Annotated in this window: 22 protein-coding genes and 1 tRNA gene; 7 read left to right on the top strand and 16 right to left on the bottom strand. The window is 68.6% G+C overall.

The window, feature by feature from the left end; translation table 11 throughout:
- Positions 1-217 precede the first annotated feature (217 nt).
- Both J4H85_RS06640 and J4H85_RS06635 read left to right on the top strand, forming a co-directional pair.
- Complete coding sequence (locus J4H85_RS06640; RefSeq protein ID WP_208238061.1) at positions 218-988, top strand: GNAT family N-acyltransferase; 771 nt, start codon at positions 218-220, stop codon at positions 986-988.
- Positions 985-1,923 (top strand): ThiF family adenylyltransferase, encoded by a 939-nt coding sequence (locus J4H85_RS06635; RefSeq protein WP_208238059.1) that lies wholly within the window; start codon positions 985-987, stop codon positions 1,921-1,923. Before J4H85_RS06640 ends, J4H85_RS06635 begins: the two co-directional genes overlap by 4 nt.
- Before the next feature lie 58 nt (positions 1,924-1,981).
- Here J4H85_RS06635 and J4H85_RS06630 read toward each other — a convergent pair.
- Positions 1,982-2,057, bottom strand: a tRNA-His gene (locus tag J4H85_RS06630).
- Positions 2,058-2,182: 125 nt separating this feature from the next.
- Between J4H85_RS06630 and J4H85_RS06625 the strand changes: the two genes are divergently transcribed.
- From J4H85_RS06625 to J4H85_RS06615, 3 genes are read left to right on the top strand one after another with little or no spacing between them, the layout of a single operon-like run.
- The gene (locus J4H85_RS06625; protein ID WP_208238057.1) at positions 2,183-2,530 is read left to right on the top strand and encodes a metallopeptidase family protein; all 348 of its coding nucleotides are present in this window, start codon (positions 2,183-2,185) and stop codon (positions 2,528-2,530) included.
- Positions 2,530-2,823 (top strand): ATP-dependent Clp protease adapter ClpS, encoded by a 294-nt coding sequence (clpS, locus tag J4H85_RS06620; RefSeq protein ID WP_243893513.1) that lies wholly within the window; start codon positions 2,530-2,532, stop codon positions 2,821-2,823. Before J4H85_RS06625 ends, clpS begins: the two co-directional genes overlap by 1 nt.
- On the top strand, positions 2,820-3,404 hold the full coding sequence (locus tag J4H85_RS06615; RefSeq protein WP_208238052.1) for a DUF2017 family protein: 585 nt from the start codon (positions 2,820-2,822) through the stop codon (positions 3,402-3,404). Before clpS ends, J4H85_RS06615 begins: the two co-directional genes overlap by 4 nt.
- A 19-nt stretch (positions 3,405-3,423) precedes the next feature.
- On the opposite strand, the gene dinB is transcribed toward J4H85_RS06615, so the two are convergent.
- From dinB to J4H85_RS06565, 10 genes are all read right to left on the bottom strand, one after another.
- Entirely contained in the window at positions 3,424-4,608 is a 1,185-nt protein-coding gene (dinB, locus tag J4H85_RS06610) for a DNA polymerase IV (protein ID WP_208238050.1), read from the bottom strand.
- Between the two features lie 187 nt (positions 4,609-4,795).
- Positions 4,796-6,307 (bottom strand): Asp-tRNA(Asn)/Glu-tRNA(Gln) amidotransferase subunit GatB, encoded by a 1,512-nt coding sequence (gatB, locus tag J4H85_RS06605; protein ID WP_208238048.1) that lies wholly within the window; start codon positions 6,305-6,307, stop codon positions 4,796-4,798.
- Positions 6,307-7,836 carry an Asp-tRNA(Asn)/Glu-tRNA(Gln) amidotransferase subunit GatA gene (gatA, locus tag J4H85_RS06600; RefSeq protein WP_208238046.1) on the bottom strand — a complete coding sequence of 510 codons (1,530 nt, stop codon included), beginning with the start codon at positions 7,834-7,836 and terminating at the stop codon, positions 6,307-6,309. The genes gatB and gatA overlap by 1 nt, the downstream gene beginning before the upstream one ends.
- 9 nt (positions 7,837-7,845) lie before the next feature.
- Positions 7,846-8,181: an Asp-tRNA(Asn)/Glu-tRNA(Gln) amidotransferase subunit GatC gene (gatC, locus tag J4H85_RS06595; RefSeq protein WP_208238044.1), complete on the bottom strand. Its 336-nt coding sequence runs from the start codon at positions 8,179-8,181 to the stop codon at positions 7,846-7,848.
- A 39-nt stretch (positions 8,182-8,220) separates the two neighbouring features.
- The gene (locus tag J4H85_RS06590; RefSeq protein ID WP_307863471.1) at positions 8,221-8,847 is read right to left on the bottom strand and encodes a DNA-3-methyladenine glycosylase I; all 627 of its coding nucleotides are present in this window, start codon (positions 8,845-8,847) and stop codon (positions 8,221-8,223) included.
- Between the two features lie 49 nt (positions 8,848-8,896).
- On the bottom strand, positions 8,897-11,311 hold the full coding sequence (gene ligA, locus J4H85_RS06585) for an NAD-dependent DNA ligase LigA (protein ID WP_208238040.1): 2,415 nt from the start codon (positions 11,309-11,311) through the stop codon (positions 8,897-8,899).
- A gap of 202 nt (positions 11,312-11,513) precedes the next feature.
- Positions 11,514-12,671, bottom strand: coding sequence for a tRNA 2-thiouridine(34) synthase MnmA (gene mnmA / locus J4H85_RS06580; RefSeq protein ID WP_208238038.1), 1,158 nt, complete (start codon positions 12,669-12,671; stop codon positions 11,514-11,516).
- Between the two features lie 26 nt (positions 12,672-12,697).
- Entirely contained in the window at positions 12,698-13,873 is a 1,176-nt protein-coding gene (locus tag J4H85_RS06575; protein WP_208238036.1) for a cysteine desulfurase family protein, read from the bottom strand.
- A gap of 22 nt (positions 13,874-13,895) precedes the next feature.
- Positions 13,896-14,873, bottom strand: a complete 978-nt coding sequence (locus tag J4H85_RS06570) for a tetratricopeptide repeat protein (RefSeq protein ID WP_208238034.1) — start codon at positions 14,871-14,873, stop codon at positions 13,896-13,898.
- Positions 14,874-14,875: 2 nt separating this feature from the next.
- The gene (locus tag J4H85_RS06565) at positions 14,876-16,891 is read right to left on the bottom strand and encodes a DUF8094 domain-containing protein (protein ID WP_208238031.1); all 2,016 of its coding nucleotides are present in this window, start codon (positions 16,889-16,891) and stop codon (positions 14,876-14,878) included.
- A gap of 246 nt (positions 16,892-17,137) precedes the next feature.
- On the opposite strand from J4H85_RS06565, the gene J4H85_RS06560 reads away from it, so the two are divergent.
- Both J4H85_RS06560 and J4H85_RS06555 read left to right on the top strand, forming a co-directional pair.
- On the top strand, positions 17,138-19,684 hold the full coding sequence (locus tag J4H85_RS06560) for a hypothetical protein (RefSeq protein ID WP_208238029.1): 2,547 nt from the start codon (positions 17,138-17,140) through the stop codon (positions 19,682-19,684).
- Positions 19,681-20,211: a ribonuclease H family protein gene (locus J4H85_RS06555; RefSeq protein ID WP_208238027.1), complete on the top strand. Its 531-nt coding sequence runs from the start codon at positions 19,681-19,683 to the stop codon at positions 20,209-20,211. Before J4H85_RS06560 ends, J4H85_RS06555 begins: the two co-directional genes overlap by 4 nt.
- A 30-nt stretch (positions 20,212-20,241) precedes the next feature.
- Here J4H85_RS06555 and J4H85_RS14375 read toward each other — a convergent pair whose 3' ends face one another.
- The 5 genes from J4H85_RS14375 to frr all read right to left on the bottom strand — a co-directional run bounded on the left by J4H85_RS14375 (position 20,242) and on the right by frr (position 23,385).
- Entirely contained in the window at positions 20,242-20,478 is a 237-nt protein-coding gene (locus J4H85_RS14375; protein WP_502552228.1) for an Rv1322 family protein, read from the bottom strand.
- A gap of 57 nt (positions 20,479-20,535) precedes the next feature.
- Positions 20,536-21,189, bottom strand: a complete 654-nt coding sequence (locus tag J4H85_RS13965) for an aggregation-promoting factor C-terminal-like domain-containing protein (RefSeq protein ID WP_307863470.1) — start codon at positions 21,187-21,189, stop codon at positions 20,536-20,538.
- Between the two features lie 105 nt (positions 21,190-21,294).
- Positions 21,295-21,882, bottom strand: a complete 588-nt coding sequence (locus J4H85_RS06545) for a DivIVA domain-containing protein (protein ID WP_208238026.1) — start codon at positions 21,880-21,882, stop codon at positions 21,295-21,297.
- A 26-nt stretch (positions 21,883-21,908) separates the two neighbouring features.
- Positions 21,909-22,826, bottom strand: coding sequence for a phosphatidate cytidylyltransferase (locus J4H85_RS06540; protein WP_208238025.1), 918 nt, complete (start codon positions 22,824-22,826; stop codon positions 21,909-21,911).
- Between the two features lie 4 nt (positions 22,827-22,830).
- A complete protein-coding gene (frr, locus tag J4H85_RS06535) occupies positions 22,831-23,385 on the bottom strand; it encodes a ribosome recycling factor (RefSeq protein WP_208238024.1) in 555 nt (184 codons plus the stop codon).
- Positions 23,386-23,430: the final 45 nt, after the last annotated feature.

Here is a 23,430-nt window from a genome sequence, read left to right as displayed (position 1 = left end):
TATCAATGCACGCGGAACGAGGCGAGACACCGCCGCACGGAATTCTCAGATCGATCCTGCCCGCTCGCGCGTCGCTCATTCGTTCGCCGCACTTGTGGTGCACAATGAAACCGCAACCGCCACCCGGAACGCAGGCGCCGCAGCGCGCGGCTGCACGTCCGCGGCACCGCCGCTGCGAGCCCCATTTCGGGCGCTGTCACTCAGAAGGAACCTGTCGTTGTCACATATCGATCGCACGGTCACGAACCGGGACGTCATCCCCGTCCTGTCCTCCACCGTCTTCTCCGACCACACGGACACGCGCTTCGCCTGCGGCATTCTCGCAGAGAACGACGTCCCGGTGCCCGGACTCGAAGCGGAGTACCACGCCCACTTCCTGCTGCGCCGCAAGGTGTACGTGGATCAGACCGGTCAGCTCGATGAGAGCGACATCCAAGCGGACGGCACCGACCGCGACGCCGACGATGCCCGATCCATCGCCTTCGCGATACTCGAGAATCACGAGGACGGCGTTCGGGTCGTCGGCGTCGCGCGCCTCATTCTTCGGGGTGACGGCACACCTCTGCCGGTCGAAGACTTCTGCCCAGACTCCTTCGCCACGGTGCCGCTCGACGCCCGGAGCGTCGAAGTTTCGCGCGTGATCGCACGACACGAAACCGCGGTCGTTCAAGATCTCATCCAATGGCACCTCTTCGCGGTCATGCTCGCGTACATCGCGAACCACGACCTCGGCCGTACCTTCGCGATCATCGAGCCGTGGCTCGAACGCCACCTTCAGGGCACCATCTCGATCTCCCGCATCGGCGAACCCCGGTACGTGGAGCACTACCTCGACATCAACCTGCCGATCGAGATCGATCTCGCCGGCTCCGCCCAGCAGGTCGACGCGAGAAACGCGGGCTGCATCGACGGGTACCGCGCCATCGAACCGGAACTGCTCCGCTTCGGCCGCGTGCGTCGCTCTCACGCGTCACGGATCTCGAGATGACACGATCCCTCGCGACACCCGAGTTCTCGCGCAACTACGGGTTCTGGAGCGAGGAAGAGCAGCGCGCCCTCGTGGAGTCCTGCGTCGCGATCGCCGGCGTCGGCGGCGACGGATTCCAGCTCGGATTGAAGCTCGCACGCATGGGCGTCGCCCGGTTCCGGATCGCCGATCCCGAGGTCTTCGAGCTCGAGAACATCAACCGTGTCGAGGGCGCCACACATTCGTCGTGCGGGCGCCCGAAAGCCGAGGTCTTCCGCGAGCGCCTCCTCGACATCAACCCGGACGCGGAGATCACCACCTTCCTCGACGGCGTCACCCCCGAGAACATCGAGGACTTCATGCTCGGGGCATCGCTCGTGCTCGACGAGTCCGAGCTCACCCGGCCCGAGATCGGCTCCCTCATCGCCCGCCGGGCTCGGTTGCAGGGGATTCCCGATCTGCTCGTCATGAACGTCGGGTTCGCCGCACAGGTGACCTCGTTCGCGCCGGGATCCGCCTGGACGTTCGAGCGTTTCATGGGATTCGCATCGGATGCGCCGCTCGAGGCGATCGCCGACGGCGGCGTGGACTTCGCACGCTGCCTGCCCTACGTGCCGGCCTACACCGATCTGCGATCGCTGCGCGCCGTCATGGGTGAGGCGGGGGGGCCGCCCGCGCCCCTCCCCTCGATCTCAGCCGGTGTGGACCTCGCCTCCGCCATCGGCAGCACCCAGGCGTTCCTCCACCTCACCGCGCGCGTCTCGCGCCGTCGCCGATCGCCCGTGTGGGCACCGCGTGTGGCCTACACCGACGCCTACCGCCTCCGCACGCGGATCGTCCGGGCCGGAAAACTGACCCACATGCGGCACCTCATGGTCGCCGCCGCCCGGCAGACCCTCGGACTGAACCCGCTCGCCAGCTATACGCGCGGCGACATCACTCGACGCCGGAGCTGACACGAACACCGCGAAAACGACGACAGGCCCCGGAATCGTTCCGGGGCCTGTCGCACTCTGGGGTGGCTAACGGGACTTGAACCCGCGGCCCCCGCGACCACAACGCGGTGCTCTACCGACTGAGCTATAGCCACCATGACTGTCACGCTCAACCAGCCGCGCGACAACTCCACCATCATAGCCCATGCACGGGGCCCGTGCGAATCGCGCGGGGACCGCACGGGTGACACTCCGCAGCGGCGCTGTGTAGGCTGAAATCATGCTCGATGTGCCACCCGAGGAGTTCGAGGCCCTTGTCGCCGAGGGCCTCGATTCGCTGCACGACGACATGATGGAACGGCTCGACAACGTCATCTTTCTCGTCGAGGACGAGCCCGAGGACGGAAGCGCGATCCTCGGCAGCTACGAAGGGTTCTCGCTCGCCGAACGCGAGGCCTACGGCTTCGGAGAAGAACCGGATCGCATCATCCTGTTCCGCAACAACCTCTTGGCGCACTGCGAGGATCGCGAAACCCTCGTCTCGGAGATCCGCATCACGCTCGTGCACGAAATCGCGCACTTCTACGGGATCTCGGAGGAACGCATCCACGAACTGGGGTGGGGATGATGGCCGACACGCGACTCAGACCCGACCGCGCGTCTGAACTCGCCGCCCAGCAGGAGCGCCCCTGGCAGGCAGTCGTCTGGGACGACCCCGTCAACCTGATGTCGTACGTCTCCTTCGTCTTCAGGCGACACTTCGGCATCACCCGCGAGCGCGCCGACGAACTGATGATGCGCGTGCACACCGCCGGGAGCGCCGTCGTCGCCGAAGGCGGACGCGAGGCGATGGAACTCCACGTGGAAGCGATGCACGGATACGGCCTCTGGGCCACCGTTCGGCAGGAGGGCGACGCGTGAGGCTCCTCCCCCTCCCCGGTGGGGCGCTGCGGCTCAGCCTCGACGCCGACGAAGCCGGACTTCTCGATCAGCTCGTCGGACAGTTGATCGAACTGCTGCAGAGCCACAGCGGCACCGCACTCGACCCCGATCCGCTCTTCGCGAGCCTCGAAGTCGGCGGCTCCGATGAGCAACCGGCGGACCCGGCGCTCGCACGCCTGTTTCCGAGCGCCTACGCGGAGGAGGACGACGCCTCGCAGTTCCGACGCGTCACCGAGCAGGGGCTCATCAACCGCAAACTGCAAGACGCGATGGACGTGACCACCGCCATCGGGCTCGGCGCGAGCGCGACCACCTCCGATGCCGCGGACACCGGGACGCCCGTGGAACTCGAGATCACTCCGGAGACCCTGCCGACCTGGGTGCGCACCCTCACCTCGCTGCGTCTCGCCATCGCCGCACGCGTCGGCCTCGAACGCGAGGACGATCACGCGGAGCTGCTGCAGAACGCGGACACCCGGGGCACCGTGCTGGTGTACGACTGGCTCGCCGCGATCCTCGACTCCGTGCTGCGGATGACCGAGCACGGGAACGAGGCCTAGGCCCTGAACCGCGGCCCGGTCACTCCCCTTTCGGACGCATGAGTCGCGCCGACGTCACGCCGGACTCGCCGAATCTTCCGCGCACCTGGTCCATGATCTGATCGACCGCTTTCCAGTCCTCGTCATCGTTCCAGAGCGCCGCCGCCTCGCTCCCCTCGGGCACGAGCTGCTCGGCGCGCACTCCGATCAGGCGCACCGGTCTTCCGCGCTCGCCCAGCGCGTCGAACAGCTCCTGCGCCGTGTGGTAGATCCGCTGCGTTCCGCCGGTCGCTTCGGCGAGCGTGCGTGAACGCGTCACGGTGTCGAAGTTCGCCCACCGCACTTTGATCGATACCGTGCGCGCCTCGAGGCGATGCGCGCGGAGACGCTCTCCCGTCCGAGTCGCCAGGCGCAGCAGTTCGCGACTGAGCACGGCAGGGTCGCCCTGGTCGACCGAGAACGTCTCCTCGTGCCCGATGCTCTTCTCGGCGCGGGTCGTCTCCACTTCTCGGGGATCGCGTCCCCGCGCAAGGGCGCTGAGTTTGCGCGCCGCCGCATCTCCGACGACGCGTCGGAGCGAGTCGATCGGTTCGCGCGCGATATCGCCGACGGTGTGCAGCGCACGCGCCCGCAGCGCCCGGCTCGTCGCCTGACCCACGCCCCATACGGCTTCGACGGGCAACGGGTGGAGGAACTCCAGGGTGCGCGCCGGCGGGATCTCGAGCACACCGTCCGGCTTCGCGCGCTGCGATGCGAGCTTGGCCACGAACTTGGTGCCGGCGAGTCCGACCGAGGCGGGGAGACCCGTGCGTTCCCGCACCCGCTCTCTGATCTGACGCGCGATCTCGGCGGGCGCGCCGAACAGACGCACCGACCCGGCGACATCGAGAAACGCCTCGTCGATACTCAAGGGCTCCACGAGAGGGGTGAACTCGGCGAAGACCTGCATGACGCGCTGCGACATCTCTCGGTACTTGCCGTGCATCGGCGGGACGAGGATGAGCTGGGGGCAGAGTTGCTTCGCGCGCCCCACGGGCATTGCGGAGGACACCCCGAACCGCCGCGCCTCGTAGCTCGCGCTGGTGACCACGGATCGTGGAGAGTTGTGCGCGGCGGCGACGGGCTTGCCGATCAGCTCCGGGCGTTCCAGCAGTTCGACGGCGACGAAGAAGGAGTCCATGTCGACATGCAGAATCGATGCGATCTCGCGCACGTCACTCGGCATGCTTCTATTGCACCACACGCCACCGACAATGACCGTGGTCGGCGCGATCGGGCAGCGTCGGGGTCGGGATCGGGATCGGGCTCAGGATCGGCTCAGGCGTCGGGGTTCGGGTTCGCGGCGGAAGCCGAGTCTGCCCGGGCCGGAGCCGTGTTCGGCTTCGACCCTGGGGGCAGACCCGGTCGAGCGCTTACTGCGCGCGCTCCAGCACCAGTTCGCGCACGCGAGCGGCATCCGCCTGCCCGCGCATCGCCTTCATGACCGCGCCGATGATCGCCCCGGCGGCCTGCACCTTGCCGTCGCGGATCTTCTCGAGCACATCGGGCTGCTGCGCGAGTGCGGCATCGATGGCTTCGATCAGAGGACCGTCGTCGGAGACGATGGCGAGGCCCCGCGCCTCGACGATCTCGGCAGCGGTCCCTTCTCCGTCGATGATGCCGTGAATCACCTGACGCGCGAGCTTGTCGTTCAGCGTCCCCGCGTCGACGAGTTCGGTCACGGACACGATCTGCTGGGGCGTGATGAGGTCGACGGCGGCGGCACCGCGGTCGTTCGCGATGCGCGCGATCTCGCCCGTCCACCACTTGCGGGCGACCTGCGGGGCGGCGCCGGCCGCAACCGTGGCCTCGATCGGCTCCAGCAGACCGGCGTTCACCACATCCTGGAACTCGAGGACCGAGAAGCCCCACCCTTCGCGGAGCCGGCGACGGCGCAGCGTGGGATGCTCGGGCAGCGCGGCGCGGAGCTCTTCCACCAGCTCCCGTGACGGCGTGAGGGGCGCGAGGTCGGGCTCCGGGAAGTAGCGGTAGTCGTCCGCGTCCGATTTCGGGCGACCGGCCGATGTGGCACCCGTGTCCTCATGCCAGTGACGGGTCTCCTGAGTGATGGAGCCGCCATCCGCGAGGATCTGCGCCTGTCGTTGAATCTCGTACCGGACGGCGCGCTCGATGGAGCGCAGCGAGTTCACGTTCTTCGTCTCGGTACGGGTGCCGAGCACGCTCATCCCCGCATCTTCGTTGCCCCGCGGACGCAACGACACGTTTGCGTCGCAACGCAGATTGCCGCGTTCCATGCGCGCATCCGAGATCCCGAGGGCGAGCACGATGTCGCGGATCGTCGAGACGTAGGCCGCGGCGATCTCGGGAGTGTCAGCTTCACCGCCGAAGATGGGCCGGGTGACGATCTCGACCAGCGGAACGCCGGCACGGTTGTAGTCGACGAGCGAGTACTCGGCACCCTGGATGCGACCGGTCGCCCCGCCGACGTGATTCAGCTTGCCCGCGTCCTCTTCCATGTGGGCGCGCTCGATCGGCACGTGCACGATGCGCCCGGACGGGAGCTCGATCTCGACGGAGCCGTCGTGCGCGATGGGGTCGTCGTACTGCGAGATCTGGTAGTTCTTGCCCATATCCGGGTAGAAGTAGTTCTTGCGTGCGAATCCGGATCGCTCGGCGATGTCGCAGTGCAGCGCGAGGCCGAGACTGATCGACGACCGGACCGCCTCCTGATTGATCACGGGGAGGGACCCCGGAAGTCCGAGACAGACGGGAGCGAGGTTGGTGTTCGGCTCCGAGCCGAACACGTTGGGAGCGGGAGAGAACATCTTGGTGCGCGTGTTCAACTCGACGTGCACCTCGAGCCCGATCACGGGCTCGAATCGGGCGAGCGCCTCCTCGAAGTCCATGAGTTTCGCCTGTGCCATCAGCTGGCCGCCTTTCCTGCGCCTGCGAGCAACGGGGCCTGGGCCCAGAACGGGGTGCCGTCGCGATCCTGAATCACCTGTTCGATGGCCGCGCCCGATCGGTAGAGCTGGGCGTCCTGGAACGCCGGTGCGAGCAACTGCAGCCCGACCGGCAACCCGTCCTCGGGAGCCGTGCCGATCGGCAGGCTCAGGCCGGGAATCCCGGCGAGGTTCGCCGGGATCGTGGTGGCGTCGTTGAGGTAGTCCTGCAGCGGGTCGCCGGCGTGCTCACCGAGAGCCCACGCGGTGGTGGGGGCCGTCGGCGAGGCGATGACATCGACCTGCTCGAAGGCGCGCGCGAACTCGCGCTGGATGAGCGTGCGGACCTTCTGCGCGCTGCCGTAGTACGCGTCGTAGTAGCCGGCGGACAGCGCGTAGGTGCCGAGGATGATGCGCCGCTTCGCTTCGGCACCGAAGCCGGCGGCGCGGGTCGCGCTCATCACGTCTTCGACCGTGCCGCCGCCCTCCGGACTGACGCGCAGACCGAACCGTACCGAGTCGTACTTCGCCAGGTTGCTCGACGCCTCGGCGGGCAGGATGAGGTAGTACGCCGCCACGGCGTATTCCAGGTGCGGCGCGTCGATCTCGACGATCTCAGCACCCTGAGCGGTGAGCAGATCAATGGCCTCCGCGAAGCGCTGCTTCACGCCGGCCTGGACACCGTCGACCATCAGCTGCTTCACCACGCCCACGCGCAAGCCCGTCAGCGACCCGTCACGCGCGCCCTCCCGAGCGGCAGCGGCCATCGACGGCCACGCGAAGTCGAGCGACGTCGAATCGTGCGCGTCGTGTCCGGCGATGACATCGTGCAGCATCGCCGTATCCAGCACCGTCCTGGCGCAGGGACCGATCTGGTCGAGCGAGGACGCCAGCGCGATGGCACCGTACCGGCTCACCCCGCCGTACGTGGGCTTGAGTCCGACCGAACCGGTCATCGCCGCCGGCTGACGGATCGACCCGCCGGTGTCGCTCCCGAGCGCGAGCGGTGACTCGAACGCGGCGACGGCGGCGGCGGAACCGCCCCCGGACCCGCCGGGGATGCGATCGAAGTTCCAGGGATTCCTCGTCGGGCCGTACGCCGAATTCTCGGTCGACGAGCCCATCGCGAACTCGTCCATGTTCGTTTTGCCGATCGCCACGAGACCAGCGGCGCGGGCTTTCGCCACCGCGGTCGCGTCGAACGGGGACCGGTATCCCTCGAGGATCTTCGATCCGGAGGTGGAGGGCATATCGGTGGTGACGAGCACGTCCTTGATCGCGAGCGGGACCCCGGCGAGCTCGCCGAGCTGCTCCCCCGCTGCGCGCCGCGCATCGATGTCACGAGCGGCCTGCAGCGCCGAGGTCTCGCCCGTCGCGAGGAACGCGTGGACCGAACCATCGACGGCGGCGATGCGGTCGAGATGCGCACGCGTCGCCTCTTCGGACGAGGCGTCGCCCGATGCGAGCGTGGCCGCGAGTTCTGCGGCGGTCAGCCGAGTCAGATCACTCATTCCGTCTCCCTACTGCTCTTCGCCGAGAATCGATGACACGCGGAACATGCCCTGGTCGGCGTCGGGGGCGTTCTGCAGCGCCTCCTCGCGCGTGAGCACATCGGAGACCTCATCCGGGCGAGTGACATTGTCGAGCGGAATGGGGTGACTCGTTGCCGGGACGTCGCCGGACACCGCTTCACCCACCTTCGCGATGTGGGTGAGGATCGAGTCGAGATCGCTAGTGAGCGATTCGACCTCGGAGTCGGAGAGGGCGATGCGCGAGAGGCCGGCGAGGTGCTGCACGGTCTCGGTCGTGATCTCGCCGTGCGTTCCGGCGCCGGGTATCGCGGAGGATTCAGACATACTGCTCCATCGAGGTGGTGGGCATTGAACCCGTCCATCTTACCGGTCCGCTCCCGTCACGCGGCCCAGCGAAGCATCGTCCTGAATTCGGGGGCCGCGCGCGTGTGGCGGGTCCGCCGGAGCCTGGCCCGCGCTCCCGGTCGGGCGTGCGTCGACGACGCCGCAGGTCGCCATGACGGCGAATAGGATCGTCGGCCCGACGAAGACGAACCCGCGCCGCTTGAGTTCGGCGGCGAGCGCGGTGGACTCGGGCGTGCTGCGCGGCAGATCGGACCAGCTCGCAGGAGGCACGGTGCGTTCGGGCCGGTAGGCCCAGATCCGCTCTGCAAGAGTGGTGCCCTCGTCTCTGAGAGCGATCGAGGCCCGAGCATTGACGATGACCGCGGAGATCTTGCGCCGATTCCGGATCATGCCGGGGTGTGCGAGCAGGCGCACCGCATCGTCGGTATCGTACGCGGCGACGCGATCGAGATCGAATGCCGAGAACGCCTCGCGCAGCCGTGGGCGACGCAGCAGGACCGTCTCCCAGGAGAGACCGGCTTGGAACCCGCACAGACTCAAGGTTTCGAAGACGTCGCGCTCAGTCGTGCGCGGTGTCCCCCATTCGTCGGCAAAGTGCTCCGCGAGCAGACGCTTGCGGTCGGCTGGGGCGCGCAGAGGGGTCACGGCGATCCTTTCGCGAGCCCCCACCCGTGGAGCACCCAGCCTAGGGGCGTCAGGACCTCTCCGGTCCCTCCTCGTCGGAGCTTGTGGATAAGTCTCCGAGCGCCGCGGGTCCCTCGGAGACGAGGACGGCGAACTGCGCCGCATCGAGCACGGGGATCCCGAGCTCTTCCGCTTTCGCGAGCTTCGACCCGGCACCCGGTCCCGCTGCAACGAAGTCGGTCTTCTTGGACACGCTCGACGCCGCTTTGCCTCCGGCCTGAATGATGGCCTCCTTCGCACCGTCGCGCGTGAACCCGTCGAGAGAACCGGTGGCCACTACGGTGAGCCCCGAGAGCACGCCGCCCTCGGTGGTTCGTCCGCCGGGTCCCGGGTGTCCCGGCGTCGCCCACTGCACTCCGGCGTTCGCCCAGCGCTCGACGATCTCGACGTGCCAGTCCTCGGTGAACCATGCGGCGACGGATTCGGCGATGATCTCACCCACCCCGTCGACCTCGGCGAGTTCCGAAACGGAGGCACCCCGGATCGCGTCGAGGGACCCGAACCATTCGGCCAGCGCACGCGCGGCCACCGGGCCGACGTGGCGGATGTTCAATGCGACGAGGAGGCGCCACAGGGGTTTCGTCTTCGCCCGCTCGAGCTCGGCGAGCAAGGTTTCGGCGTCCTTCGACGGCAGGGCCTCCCGGTGATCCTTCTTGATGCCCGCCGCCCGGCGCTCGGATGCCGATGCCTGCTCCCAGCCCGGCGGATACGCGGCCGGACCGAGCCGCTGGAACGGCGTGCGTCGCACGAGTTCGCCCGGCTGGCCGTCAGCGCGCGGTTCCTCGCGCTTCGGTTCTCCGGTTTCGGCATCACGAACGACCACCGTGATGGGCACGAGCTGCTCCATCGTGAGCTCGAACAGCGCCGCCTCCGTCTCGAGGGGCGGCTCCGGCGGTTCTTCAGGCTGCGTCAACGCTGCGGCCGTGATCTCGCCGAGCACTTCGATGTCCAGGGACCCGCGCGACCCGATGTGCTCCACACGACCCCTCACCTGAGCCGGGCACGCGCGGGCGTTCGGGCATCGGAGATCGATATCGCCCTCTTTCATGGGGCGCAGGGGTGTCCCGCACTCCGGGCAGTCCTCCGGCATCTGCCATTCGCGCTCACTGCCGTCGCGCCGCTCGAGCACGGCCCCGAGCACCTCGGGGATCACGTCGCCGGCCTTGCGCAGCACCACCGTGTCCCCCACCAGCACACCCTTCGACCGCACTACCTGCTGGTTGTGCAGCGTCGCCTGGCTCACCGTGGAACCGGCGACCTTGACGGGTGCCATCACGGCGTAGGGCGTGGCACGACCCGTCCGTCCCACCCCGACGCGGATATCGAGCAGGGTTGTGAAGACTTCCTCCGGCGGGTACTTGTAGGCGATCGCCCACCGCGGTGCCCGACTGGTCTCGCCGAGTTCGGCGTGCAGATCGAACTCGTCGACCTTGATCACGATGCCATCGATCTCGTGCTCGAAGTCGTGACGGTGCTCGCCGCATTCCGCGATGAAGTCGCACACGTCATCGACCGCGTCGAAGACTCGGGAATGGGGCGACACCGGGAGCCCCCAGCCCGACAGCAGCTCGTAGGCGTCCGACTGGTTCTCGAACGACGGGTGATCCCACGCTCCGATACCGTGTACATACAGCGACAGACGCGCGAGACGCTCGCGCATGAGCGCCAGGTCTTCCGCCGACTTGTTGTCCGCACGCTGCCTCAGGCTTCCGGCAGCGGTATTCCGCGCGTTCGCGAACTCGGGGTAGCGCACCGAAATGCGCTCCTCGGGCACGCCCTTGGCCCGCTGCGCGGCGGCGTACTGCTCTTGCAGTTCGTGCTGGCGCTCGTTGAGTTCGAGGAAGGCCTGCTCGGTCAGGAACACCTCGCCACGCGCCTCGAAGAACTCGGGAACCCCGTCACCCGTCAGCTCGCGCGGGATCACCGGGAGCAGATCAACATTCACCGTGATGTCTTCGCCGATTCGACCATCGCCCCGCGTGGTGGCCGTCTCGAGCACGCCGTTCCGGTATGCGAGACTGATCGCGAGGCCGTCGATCTTCAACTCCGTCAACCACCGGACACGTCTCCCCGCCGCCGACTCGGTCTTGCGCATCCAGTCGCGCAGTTCATCGACGGTGAAGACGTTGTCGAGGCTCAGCATCCGCTCGGCGTGCTCGTGCTCGGGGAACCCCGCGGACACCACTGCGGATCCCACTTCTTGCGTGGGACTGTCTTGGCCCGCGAGCTCGGGGAACGCGCGCTCGATCGACTCGAGTCTGCGGAACAGCGTGTCGTACTCGGCGTCCGAGACGAGACTGACCCCCTCAGCGTGGTACGCGCGTCTGAAGCGCTCGACCTCGCCGGCGAGGCGCTGCGTCTCCTCCCGTGCCGCATCGAAGTCGGTGGGGAGGGCGTCGGGCGTCGACTCGGGGTTCGTGCTCACCCCCACAGTCTACGAAGCACCACCGACGCTCGAGAGAGAGCGCCCCGCGCAGCGCCGCCGAGAGCGCAGAAAGTCGTGCTTCACGACCCGCGAAGCGCGACTTTGCGCACTCTCGATGCGGGCGCGGCGGGCACCCCGGGGCGGGGCCGGCGCGCCGGGTACCCCGGGGCGCGGCGGGCGATGCGGGCGCCGCGCGGGCGCATTACGCCGCCACGGGTGCCGGAATGGCGCGGTCGATCGTGAACTGGCCGAGCACGCGGGTGCCGCGGTAGAGCACGGCGGTCTGCCCGGGGGCGACTCCCAGGAGCGGCTCGGTCTGCGCGAGGTCGACGTCGACAACGATTTCGTGCTCGGCGCCGTCGCGGTGCTGCTCCGTGCGATCCTCGTCGCGTACCGGGGCGAGTCGTGCCCGCGCGGGGACGGGGTCCGCGTGGGCGCGGATCTGCACGTCGCAGTCGAATGTCTCACCGACATCGATGCCGGGTTCTCCGGCCCAGCTGTACCGTCCGCCGGCCATGCTCGCGATGGCGAGCCGGTCTTTCGGCCCCACTACGACCTGATTCGAGACCGGGCGGATCGAGAGCACGTACCGGGGCTTGCCGTCGGGTGCAGGTCTGCCGAGCTGCAGACCTTTCCGCTGCCCGACGGTGTACCCGTTGGCACCGTCGTGGGTGCCGATGACAGTTCCGGATTCGTCCACGATCTCGCCGGACTCGCGGTCGAGGTGGTCGGAGAGCCACCCCCGCGTGTCTCCGTCGGGAATGAAGCAGATGTCGTGACTGTCGGGCTTCTGCGCGACCTGGATTCCGCGATCCGCCGCCTCGGCTCGGATGAGGTCCTTGGACGGCGTGTCACCGAGCGGGAAGTAGCAGTGCGCGAGCTGCTGAGCCGTGAGCACTCCGAGCACGTAGGACTGGTCCTTCGCCCAAGCGCTCGCGCGGTGCAGCTCGCGTCCGCCCGGCCCGTCGGTCAGCGTCGCGTAGTGACCGGTGGCCACCGCATCGAACCCCAGTGCGATGGCCTTGTCGAGCAGCGCGGCGAATTTGATCTTCTCGTTGCAGCGCATGCACGGATTCGGGGTGCGTCCGGCGGCGTACTCGTCGATGAAGTCGTCGACCACGTCGGCTTTGAAGCGGTCGCTGAAGTCCCAGACGTAGAAGGGGATGTCGAGCAGGTTGGCGGCGCGGCGCGCGTCCATCGAGTCCTCGACCGTGCAGCACCCGCGGGATCCGGTCCGGAGGGTTCCGGGCATCCGGCTCAGGGCGAGGTGCACCCCGACGACGTCGTGTCCGGCCTCCACGGCACGTGCCGCTGCGACCGCCGAATCGACGCCTCCGCTCATCGCCGCTAAAACTCGCATCGGACTAGTTTACCTCCGCGTCGCGATCATCCGTTCGCGGTCCCGGCCCGCCGTGCGCGCTCGACGGCATCGGGCAGCGCGGCGATCAGCAGGTCGATCTCGTCCTGACGCGTGTCGGGACCGACGGTGAATCGGAGCGCTCCGGCGGCGTCGTCTGCCGCGATGCCCAGCGCGAGGAGCACGTGCGACACGCTGTCGACCCCGGCCTGGCAGGCGGATCCGGTGGAGGCCGAGACGCCAGCGGCATCGAGCAGGAAGAGGAGCGAGTCGCCTCGGCATCCCGGGAATGTGAAGTGCGCGTTGCCGGGCAGGCGGGCACCGGGCGTCCCGGGATCCGCCCCGCGCAGGACCGCGTCGGGAACCGCGGCGCGCACACCCGTGATCAGCGCGTCGCGTGCCCGGACCAAATGCGCATCGTGCTCGGGGTCGTCGGTGAGTTCAAGCGCGGTCGCGAACGCCACGGCCGCGGCGGCGTTCTGCGTGCCCGAACGGAAGCGCTGCTGGTTGCCCCCGTGCTGCAACGGCTCGGCGACGACGTCGCGGCGCAGCAGCAGGGCTCCGATACCGACCGGTCCGCCGATCTTGTGAGCGGAGACGCTGAGCGCCGCCGCTCCGACACCGTGGAAATCGATCGGCACCTGGCCCAGCGCCGCGACGGCGTCGACGTGCACCGGCACTCCCGCGGCTTCCGCCACGCTGCACAGTTCCGCGACGGGTTGGATCGTGCCGATCTCGCTATTGGCCCAGATGAAGGAGACGAGTGCGACCCGATGTGCGCCCGCACGCTCCAGTGCGGTGGAGAGGGTCGCCGGGTCGAGCCGTCCGGTATCGTCGAGCGGCAGCCACTGGAGTTCGGCGCCCTCGTGGTCGCGCAGCCACTCGGCGGCCTCCATCGTGGCGTGGTGCTCCCCCTCGGCGACCAGCACCACCGGACGTTCGCCGGCCGCATGACGCGCCCAGTAGATTCCTTTGAGCGCGAGGTTGATGGATTCGGTGCCGCCGCTCGTGAGAATCAGCTCGGCCGCGTCGCACCCCAGGCCGGCGGCGATGCGCTCCCTGGCCGCCTCCAAGCGCTCGCGCGCCGCCTGTCCGTGCCCGTGCGTCGAAGCCGGATTGCCCGCTTCGCGGAGGGCATCGGCGTATCGCGTGAGCACGGCCTCGCGCATCGGCGAGGTCGCGGCGTGATCGAGGTATGCCCTCACGGCGTCTGCCGATCCCGAGCGATCAGTACAGCAGGTTCGCGAGGCGTCCGCGAGCCGCGATCACGCGCGGGTCGGTGACGCCCACCACCTCGAACAGCTCGAGCAGCCGCTCACGGATGGCCTTGCGATCCGGGTCATCGGTGGCGCGTGCGAACAGGTCGAGGAGGCGGAGGAACGCATCCTCGACATGCCCCCCGGAGACGTCGAGGTCGGCGACGCGCATTTGCGCCTCGGTATCCTCGGGCCGCTCGGCCGCCGCACTGCGGATCTGCTCGGCAGAGGCATCCGACAGCCGGTGCAGCAGCTTCATCTGCACGAGGGCCGCCCGCGCCTCGGCGTCGGCCGGCGCCTTGGCGAGCACGGACTCGTACTCGCGGATCGCGGTCGCGAAGTCGCCGCGCTCGGCGGCCTCGACGGCGGGAAGGTGGGCTTCGGGAACCTCAGGCTCCTCCGGCGTTTCGGCAGCGGCCTCCGATCCGGACTCCGCGGCGTTCACGCGACCGGTGAGGCCCTGCTGCTCGGCGAGCTGCAGCAGCTGATCGAAGAACTCCCGGATCTGCCCCTCGGGGATCGCCCCCTGGAACAACGGCACCGGACGTCCGCCGACGAGTGCGAGCACCATCGGGATCGACTGCGCCTGGAATGCCTGAGCGAGTCGCGGGTTCGCCTCCACATCGATCTTGCCGAGCACGAGACGCCCGCCGTAGTCGCGAGTCACCTGCTCCAGGATCGGTCCGAGCGTCTTGCACGGCTCGCACCACTCCGCCCAGAGGTCGAGGACGACCGGGACCACGGAGGAGAGCTGCGCGATCTGCTCGAACGTCTGGTCGGTCACCTCCATCACGAGCGAGGGGACATCGACGACCTGGCCGCCGGCGCTCTGGCCGACACCGCCGCCGGCCTGCGCCGCGCCGCCGGGCCGTCCGTCAGCCGGCCGCGATGCCAGATGACTCAGGTCCATTCCGCCGCCGGGGATTCGTTCGGGCATCTGCTGCGACATACTCACTCACTCGCTCCCACTAGTTCCGTTGTCACTCCGAGGATCTGAATCTTGTCTCCGCTCTCCGCGCTCGGCACGAAGAACAGCATCTGGTGCGCGACCTGGCGCTCGAGGCGGTCCACGTTGCCCTCGATTCCGGTGAGCGCCGTCACGGCGCCCTCAGCCTTCGGCTGCCAACGGCCGCCGTCGGCGTCTTCGATGCGGTTCTCGATCACGGTGGTCGCGACGAGCGCGCCGCCGGTGCCGGTCGACAGGCTCACCGGCGACTCCTCTCCCTGCGCCACGGACACGGAGTACTGCACGGTACGGTCGTCGTCGTCGGCGTCCCGCTGCGACTGCGCGCGCCAGGCCTCACCGCCGCGCGTGGTCAACGCGTCGTCTTCAGCGATGTCGAAGTTCTCCGCCGCCGCGCTCTCCGGCCCTTCCTGGAGCACCGTCGCGAAGGCGTCGCCGACCTCCGCGGGCGCCAGGACGAGTCCCTGCTGATCGGCGGAGAGCAGCGCGGTGCCCTCCTCCACCGGAGCGGCATCCGGCATCGTGATGCCGCCGCGCAGCGCGATCACGCGCGAGACCGCGTAGTTCTCCTGGGGACTCTGCTGCGTCATGAGCAGGGCCAGCGATGGTGACGAGGCCTGCTCGGTCCCGGCGTCGGTCTCGGCGGCCTCCGCCTCTTCGGTCGCCTCGCCGGCGTCCTCCGCTGCAGCGGCGTCCGCCCCGCTCGCCGAGGCGACGGTAATGAACATGGTCCTGGGCCAACCCTCAGTGCTCTGCACGAGGTCGTAGTCGAGGCCCTCATCCGTGATCCTCGGGGGCACCACCTCGTACGTCGGGAGCTCCTCGCGGATCTGGTAGTTCGCCGCGCGCTGCGCCAACGCATCGCCCGTGAACCGCCCGGCGAGCGCATCGGCGTCCAACGCGTCATCAGCGCCTCCCGTCGTCTCGGAGAGCCGCTGGATGATGCGGTCGATCTGCTGACCGCTCACCGGCACGGGTGCAGCGTTCGGCTCGGACCCTTCCGGCTCAGCAGACTCCTCCGGCTGAGCACCGCCCAGGTCCGGCCAGTAGCTCGGCGAACACGCCGTGACACCGAAGGCGAGCAGGAGACCGACCGCCGGGAGAGCGATGCGCTGCGCCTGCTTCCCGCGCTTCGTGCGCTTCTTCGGTTTCTGCTCGCTCGAATCGGGCACGACAGCGGCGTCGCTCCCCGAGCTTCGACCCGACTCGCGCCCCTCAGGCGGGCGCACGCCGGCGGCGTCGACACCGTCCAGAGCACTCATCTGCTTCCTCTTTCCGAAACTGTTGCGGATTCCCTGCAGCGGACCACGACGGCCGCGGCGCGGACCCAGGCCGCGACGGTTGTGGTCGACAGCGAGGAGGTAGAGGATTCCCCCCACCACGGCGAGCAGTCCACCACCGGCGAGCAACGGACCCGCCCACGGCGTCGACCGATCCTGCACCCAGGAGACCGCGATGCTGTCGGGCAGCGGCTCGGTGCCATCCACCGCGATGAGCGCCGCCTGACCCGGTTCGAGATCCATCGGTACGCGCAGCAGGCTGGCTTCCCCGCCCGGGGTACTCGCCTCCTGGTCGCCCGTGGAGCCCGCATTCGCGCTCCACTCGTCGAGCCAGAGATCGCTGCCGCGCGGATCGATGCCGGTCGCGGGCTCCTCGGCCGACTCGCCGTCCGCCTCCGCGGTTGCGGCGACGGCGGTGCTCGTCAGCTCGCGGTTCTGCGTGTCCGCGCCGATGACTTCGTGGTCGAACGGCTCGACCCACGCATCCACATCGGACTGGGACCCCATGGCCACGAAGGCTCCCGCGCTCTCCACAACCACGTTCGGCTGCCCCGGAGCCGCGTCGAGCACCTCGGCGGGGAGCACCGCGTACGGCGCACCGTCCACCGTCGCCGCTTCGTACCGGATCTCGGCCGGACCCGCGAGGAACGTGCGCTGGCCGATGCCGAACACCAGAAGCACCCCCGCAAGCACCAGCGTCGCAATCGCAAGCACATACCGCACAGTGGGCTCCTTCTCGGGGTCTGATCGCTGGATTCGGGATTCGGGGTTCGTCGAACGGATTCCGGCCGGCCCGCTCGGGACGGCGCGTCCGCAACCTGCAACGCTACCCGAGCATCCCGAGTGGCAGGTGGACACCGCGGGTGCCGCCGGTCGCCACAGGGAATTGAACTATCATAGTCGTAACTATGCCCGCGGTCGCCGGAGAGCGGCACCGCGGCGGGCACCGCCGACGACCACGGAGATCACGTGACAGAAGCAGAAGCGCAGTTCTCACCCGCATTCCGGGGATACAACCGCGAGGAGGTCGACGACCGCGTCGGTGCCCTGACCCAGCACATCGCCACGCTGCAGGCGCACCTCGAGTCCCTGCAGCACGCTCATCAACAAGCGTCCGATGTCACGGAGAATCAGCGCACGCTCATCGCCGATCTGCAGGAGCAGGTCGCGGAGCTCGGTGCCACCGGTTACACGGGGCTGGGTCTTCGGGTGGAGAAGAGCTTGAAGGTCGCCGAGGACACGGCGCAGCGGCTCATGAGCCAGGCCGACCTCGACGCTGAGCGCCTGCGCGCGACGACCGAGCAGGAAACGCGACGACTGCTCGATCAGGCGCAGCAACGCGCGGACGAGATCCTCGCGACGGCGCGCGAGCAGTCCGAGGTGCTCATCACCAGCGCCCGCAACGACGTCGCCGCGCAGTCGGCTTCGGCGAATGAGGAGCAGGAACGTCTACTCGAAGAGGCGAGGCGCACCGCCGAACTCACCCGCGCCTCCGCGGAGCGCGAGGCCACCGCAGCGCGGGAGACCGCGGAACGCGAGGCCGCCGCACTGCGAGCCGCATCCGAGAGTGAAGCCGTGCGCGTGAGCGGCGACGCTCGCGAGGAAGCGGAGCGTCTCGCCCGCGAGACGGCGGCCCAGGCCGAGCAGGTGGCACGCGAGCACGCGGACGCCGAGCGCACCCTCGAATTGGAACGCGCCAGGATGCGCGAAGAGATCGATTCCACACGCAGCGCGTTCACGGCGCAGCAGCAGCGCGAGCAGGCGGAACTCGAAGCGCGGTTCGCGGAGCAGGAGCGTACGCTCACCGCCGAGATCGATGCCCAGCAGCGCACGCTCGACCGGGAGATGGCCGATCTGCGCGGTCGCATCGCGGAAGAGCGCACCCGTCACGACGAGACCATCGCGGCGGAACGTCACGCGCACGACGAGCGCCTCGCCGCCGAAGCGCTGCGGCACGACGAGCGGCTGGCCGCCGAGCGCACCGAACAGGGTGCCGAACTCGCGCGACGCGAGGAGGCGCAGCGCGCGGAACTGCAGGCTGCGGCGGAGCAGAGCCGCCGTGAGCGCGAACAGCTCGTCGCACGGGCCGAGTCCGAGATCCGCGCGCGTCGCGAGTCGCACGATGCCGAACTCGCCGGAGAGCGCGAGGAGCACGAGCACCGGATCACGCACGAGCGCGAAGATCACGAGTCACGCATGGAGCGGCAACGCACCGCCATCGACACGCAGATCGAGAACGAGCTCACCGAGCATCGCGCACGCCTCGATGCTGATCGCGAACGCCAGGAGCTCGAACTCGCAGCGGCGGCCGCCGAACAACGCGCGCAGCTCGCTGCTGACCGGGAGTCGCACGACGCCCAGCTGGCGTCCGAGCGCGGCGATGCTGCAGCCGAGATCGAGCAGGATCGCCGCACCCACGCCGAGACGCTCGCGGCCGAGCGCCGCGAGCACGACGCCGCGCTCGAACGGGAGATCCGTGAGCAGCGCGCGCAGATCGAGCACGAGCGCAGTGACCACGACGCACGGGTCGCCGCGGAGGCCGCGGCGCAGCACGACCGCCTCGCCGCCGAGCTCGCCGAGCACCAGCAGCGGGTCGCAGATGAAGCGGCTACCGCCGCCGAGCGTCTCCGCATCAATCAGGAGGAGGCCGCTGCCGAGCTCGGTCTCGAGCGCGAACGCGTGCAGCTCGACGCCGAGCGGCAACGCGCCCATCTGACGGCCGAGCTCGATCGCAAGCGCGAGGAGCACGTCCGAGCGCTCGCGGCCGAACGCGAGCAGCACGCCGCTGATCTCGCGCGCGAGCGGGCGGAGGCAGAGGACTCCATCACGCGCGAAGTCGCCGGGCAGCGCACCCAGGTCACCGACGAGGTCCAGCAGCTCCGCGCGCGGACCACCGGTGAACTCGCCGAGGAGCGCGCCGCGGTCGAGGCATCGAGCGCCGCGTTGCGCAGTGATGCCGAGGACTACGCCCGTGAACTCCGCGAGGCCATCGATCGGGAACGTGATGCATTCCAGCGCGCCTCAGCCGAACAGCGGGAGGCCCTCGAGCAGGAGCTCGCCGAACGTCAGCGCACCTCGACAGAGGCGTTCCAGCACGAAGCGGATCAGTCGCGAGCCGAACTCGCCGCGTTGCGCGAGCAGCTCGATGCAGCGCGCGCCGAGTACGAGCGGCTCGCGAATGAGTCCCAGCGTGATGCCCGCGCAATTCGCAGCGAGGCTGAGCGGGAGGCCACGGAGATCGTCCGCGAAGCCGAGCAGCGCGCCCACGTCACGTTCGCCTCTGCGGAGGATCGCGCTGCCAAGGTGCTCTCCGCCGCAGAGGACCGGATGACGCAGCTCAAGGTCGAACGGGGCGCCGTCGCCAGCTACTTCGAGAGCCTCGGCGATGTCATCGCGAACGCGCAGAAACTCTCAACAGTGGCGGGCTCAGCGACGTCCGCGTCGGTGATCAACGATGCAAGGGCCACCGACGATTCGACCGAATCGTCAGTGACCCCCGAGGGACGCGACGCATGACGATCACGGCGGCCGCCGACGGTTCGGCCCTCGGCAACCCCGGCCCGGCCGGATGGGCCTGGGTCATCGACGATGCGCAGTGGCGCGCCGGGGGCTGGCCGCGCGCGACGAACAATCAGGGCGAGCTCATGGCGGTGCTCGACCTCCTTCATGCGACGGCCCACCGCTCGGACGAGCGTCTGACCGTGCTCTGCGACAGCCAGTACGTCATCAACTCGCTCACGAAGTGGATGCCCGGTTGGAAGCGGCGCGGATGGAAGAAGGGCGACGGGAAGCCCGTGCTCAACCGCGAACTGCTCGAACGCCTCGATGCCGCGCTTCGCGGACGGGATGTCGTCTTCGAGTGGGTGAAGGGTCACGCCGGCCACCCCTTGAACGAGGCCGCTGATCTCCGGGCGCGTGCTGCGGCGACGGCGTTCCAGCGCGGAACCACTCCCGATGTCGGCCCAGGTCTCCCCGACAGCGCCCCGACGCCGACGACAGATCCCACACCGCAGCATCCCAGCAGTTCGGCCACGCTCTTCTAGCGATCCCGTTCTCAGGTCCGGGCGAACCGCTCAGGCGAGTCGCCAGCAGTGGGTGTGGAAGTGACGACGATCCTGCACCGCCGATGCATCGCCGAACAGATGATCGGCGCGCCACGCGACCACGTGGGCCTGCCCAGGGGGGATGTCGCCACCGCAATCCGGGCATCGATACGATTTCTCGGCACGCGAAGCGGGGACCTGCCTGACGAACCACTCGCCGCCCTGTCGCGAGACGCGCTGGGCTCCGCCGTGCGCCAAGTGCGTCACATCGCGCCCGGCGCGCTCGGAGCTACGCCGATGCTTCCGAGCCACCGGTCTCCCCGGTCACCACCAGTGGTTCGCGGTCCAGAACGCGTGCGCCGCCTGCCAGCTGCCGTACCGATCCTTCGCGTACCCGTCGGCCCACTTCAGGTTGTCCACGGGGTTGTATCCGTTTCCGGGCACCTTGCTGCAGGGGTTCGCCTGGATCACTCCGCAGGCGCCGGACGACGCGTTCGTCGCGTTCGGGTTCCAGCCGCTCTCACGATTCGCGATGTAATCGACGTAGGCGAAGTCGCTCTCGGCGATCCCCGCTTCGGTCATCCACTTCTTCGGCGAGCCGCCGCCCGTATACTCGGGAGACTCCGGCTCGGCGGACGCGTCTTCGCCGTCGCCGTCGACCGTCTCCTGCGAGTCGGACGCGTCGTCCTCATCCGCCTCGGGCTTCGGCTTGGGCTTCGGGTCCGGCAGCTTCTCGGACGAGCTCTCGAACGCGAACTCCACGTCGGGAACGTCCGCTGCGACGAACTCCTGGTTGATCCGCTGGTTCAGCTCTTCCGGGCTCGCGAGCTCGTCGGCCGACGACGCAGTGGACACCGCGAACGGAGCGATCACCACCGTGCCGAAGAACGCTACCGCGGCCAGGCCTGCTCCGAAGCCGCGTACGCGCTTCCAGGGAGCGGCTGACGGGGCGGGGGCACTCTGATTCCATGGATTCACAATGTAACGATCCTATCTCAGGGAATGACTCCTGGCCAGTCCGAGAACGATGCCGGCACGCCGCAGGCGAGCAGTCGGACGACATCGACCGCACGCGCTCACGGACTACTTCGTGGAGAGGATCAGTTCGACCACGCTGTCGAGTAGGGCATCGACCTGGTCCTCGTCGTACCCGCGCACCTGCGAGTGGAAGACCACGTCACGTACCTCGGCCGGGTCCAGGGTCATCTCCCGATGGGCGAACATCGCGGAGATCCGATCCAGGAAGGCATCGACTTCTGCCCGACGGTACCCGGTCGCCAGGAAGCCTCGCCGATTGAACCGTCGACCGCGCGGACGCTCGAGACGCCCCCGCACCTCCGACAGCAGCTTCCGGGTCTCCGCCCACCAGGCGTCCTCACCCTCGGTGCGCACGCGCGCGCGACGCTCACGCTCGAAGAAGACCTCCTCGAGGCGGTCCATCGCCGCATCCACGTGCCGAGCGGAGTACCCGCGCTTCTTCACGGGGAACGCCGCACGCCGCACCTCGACCGATGTCACCGGGTCATCGAGCTGCTTCGGGTCCTCATAGGTCGCCCGCGCTCGCGCCAGGAACACGTCGACGGGCTCCGTCTCGTACCCGAGCTGCTTGCCCTCCGCGAAGGGGAACGGGGCGAGCTGCTCCCCCTCCCGCGTCTCCGATGGTTCGTCCACCTGGACCTCCGTTGCCTTTCGCGCGTTCACACGACCACTCCCCAACTCAACGCGACTCCGTAGACGCCGACCGCCGAGGGCAGCAGCGAATCCAGTCGATCCAGGAACCCACCGTGACCGGGGATCCACGAACTCATATCCTTCACACCCAGATTGCGTTTGATCAGCGACTCCGTCAGGTCGCCGCCTGTCGCGGTCAGCAGCACCACCGCACCGATCACGACCCCGACCCACCAGGGCTGCTGCAGGGCGAAGACGGATGCGGCGATGCCCGCGATGATCGCCACCGTCGCCGCACCGAAGAACCCCTCCCAGGTCTTGTTGGGACTGATCCGCGGCGTCATTTTGTGGCGACCGAGCGTCACGCCCGCGGCGTACGCTCCGACATCCACCGAGACGACGACCAGCACGAGGGAGAACACCCACCATTCACCGCGATCCGCCATGAGCAGGAGCACGGCGAATGAGCCGAGGAAGCTGACGTAGACGAGCGTGAAGAGTCCTGAGAAGATGTCACGGATCAAGGTGCGCTTCGGCACCTCCCAGCGGGGCACCAGCCCCTCGACCAGACGCCAGAGGGTCAGCAGCAACGACCCGGCGAACAGACCGAGGAGCATTCCTTCCGGTCCCCCGACGTACGCCCCGGCGACGATCGTGAGTCCGCCGATCACGACGCCGACCCTCGGCACTCGCCGTCCGGCGACGCGGAACGCCGCCGCGAGCTCGACGAGCGCGATCGCCACGAGAATCGCGACCAGCGCGACGAAGAGTTCCTTCAGGAAGAAGAGACTCGCGATGAAGACCGCCGCGAATGCCAGACCCGAGAGCACGGCGAAGAACAGGTTCCGACCCGCGCGCTTCTCGATCTCGGCGTTCTTCGCCTCGAGCTGCGCGCGGGTCGACTGCAGGTGCGCCCTGAACTCGCTCCGCGGGTGGTCGGACACCGGATCAGACCTCGAGCAGTTCGGTCTCTTTGCGCTTCATCGAGTCATCGATCTGATCGATGTACTGCTTGGTGAGCGACTCGAGCTCCTTCTCGGCGCGGCCGATCTCGTCCTCGCCGACCTCGGACTTCAACGCCTCGAGCTCGTCCTTGCCGTGTCGCCGCACGTTGCGCACGGCCACGCGTGCATCCTCGGCGCGCGACTTCACGATCTTCACGAACTCCTTGCGGCGCTCGGCCGTGAGCTCGGGAAGATTGAGGCGGATCACGGTGCCGTCATTGTTCGGGTTGGCACCGAGGTTCGGCATGTCGCGGATCGCCTGCTCGATCTCTTTCATCGCCCCCTTGTCGTAGGGCGTGATGACCAGGCTGCGCGCGTCCTGGTTCTGCACCGAGGCGAGCTGCGGCAGCGGTGTCGGTGTGCCGTAGTAATCGACCTGGACACCCTGCAGCAGCGCGGGATTCGCACGGCCGGTGCGCACCGTCGCAAAGCTCTCCTTCGCCGCCTCCACGGCCTTGGTCATGCGGTCGTTGACGTCAGCGAAGACCTCGTCTATCACGGTGCTCTCCTTCATAAAATCTCAGTATTTCCAGCATAACGGCAG

The sequence above is a fragment of the Leucobacter tardus genome, assembly GCF_017583045.1.
Lineage (GTDB): Bacteria > Actinomycetota > Actinomycetes > Actinomycetales > Microbacteriaceae > Leucobacter > Leucobacter tardus.
This window is presented reverse-complemented; position numbering and strand designations above follow the sequence as displayed.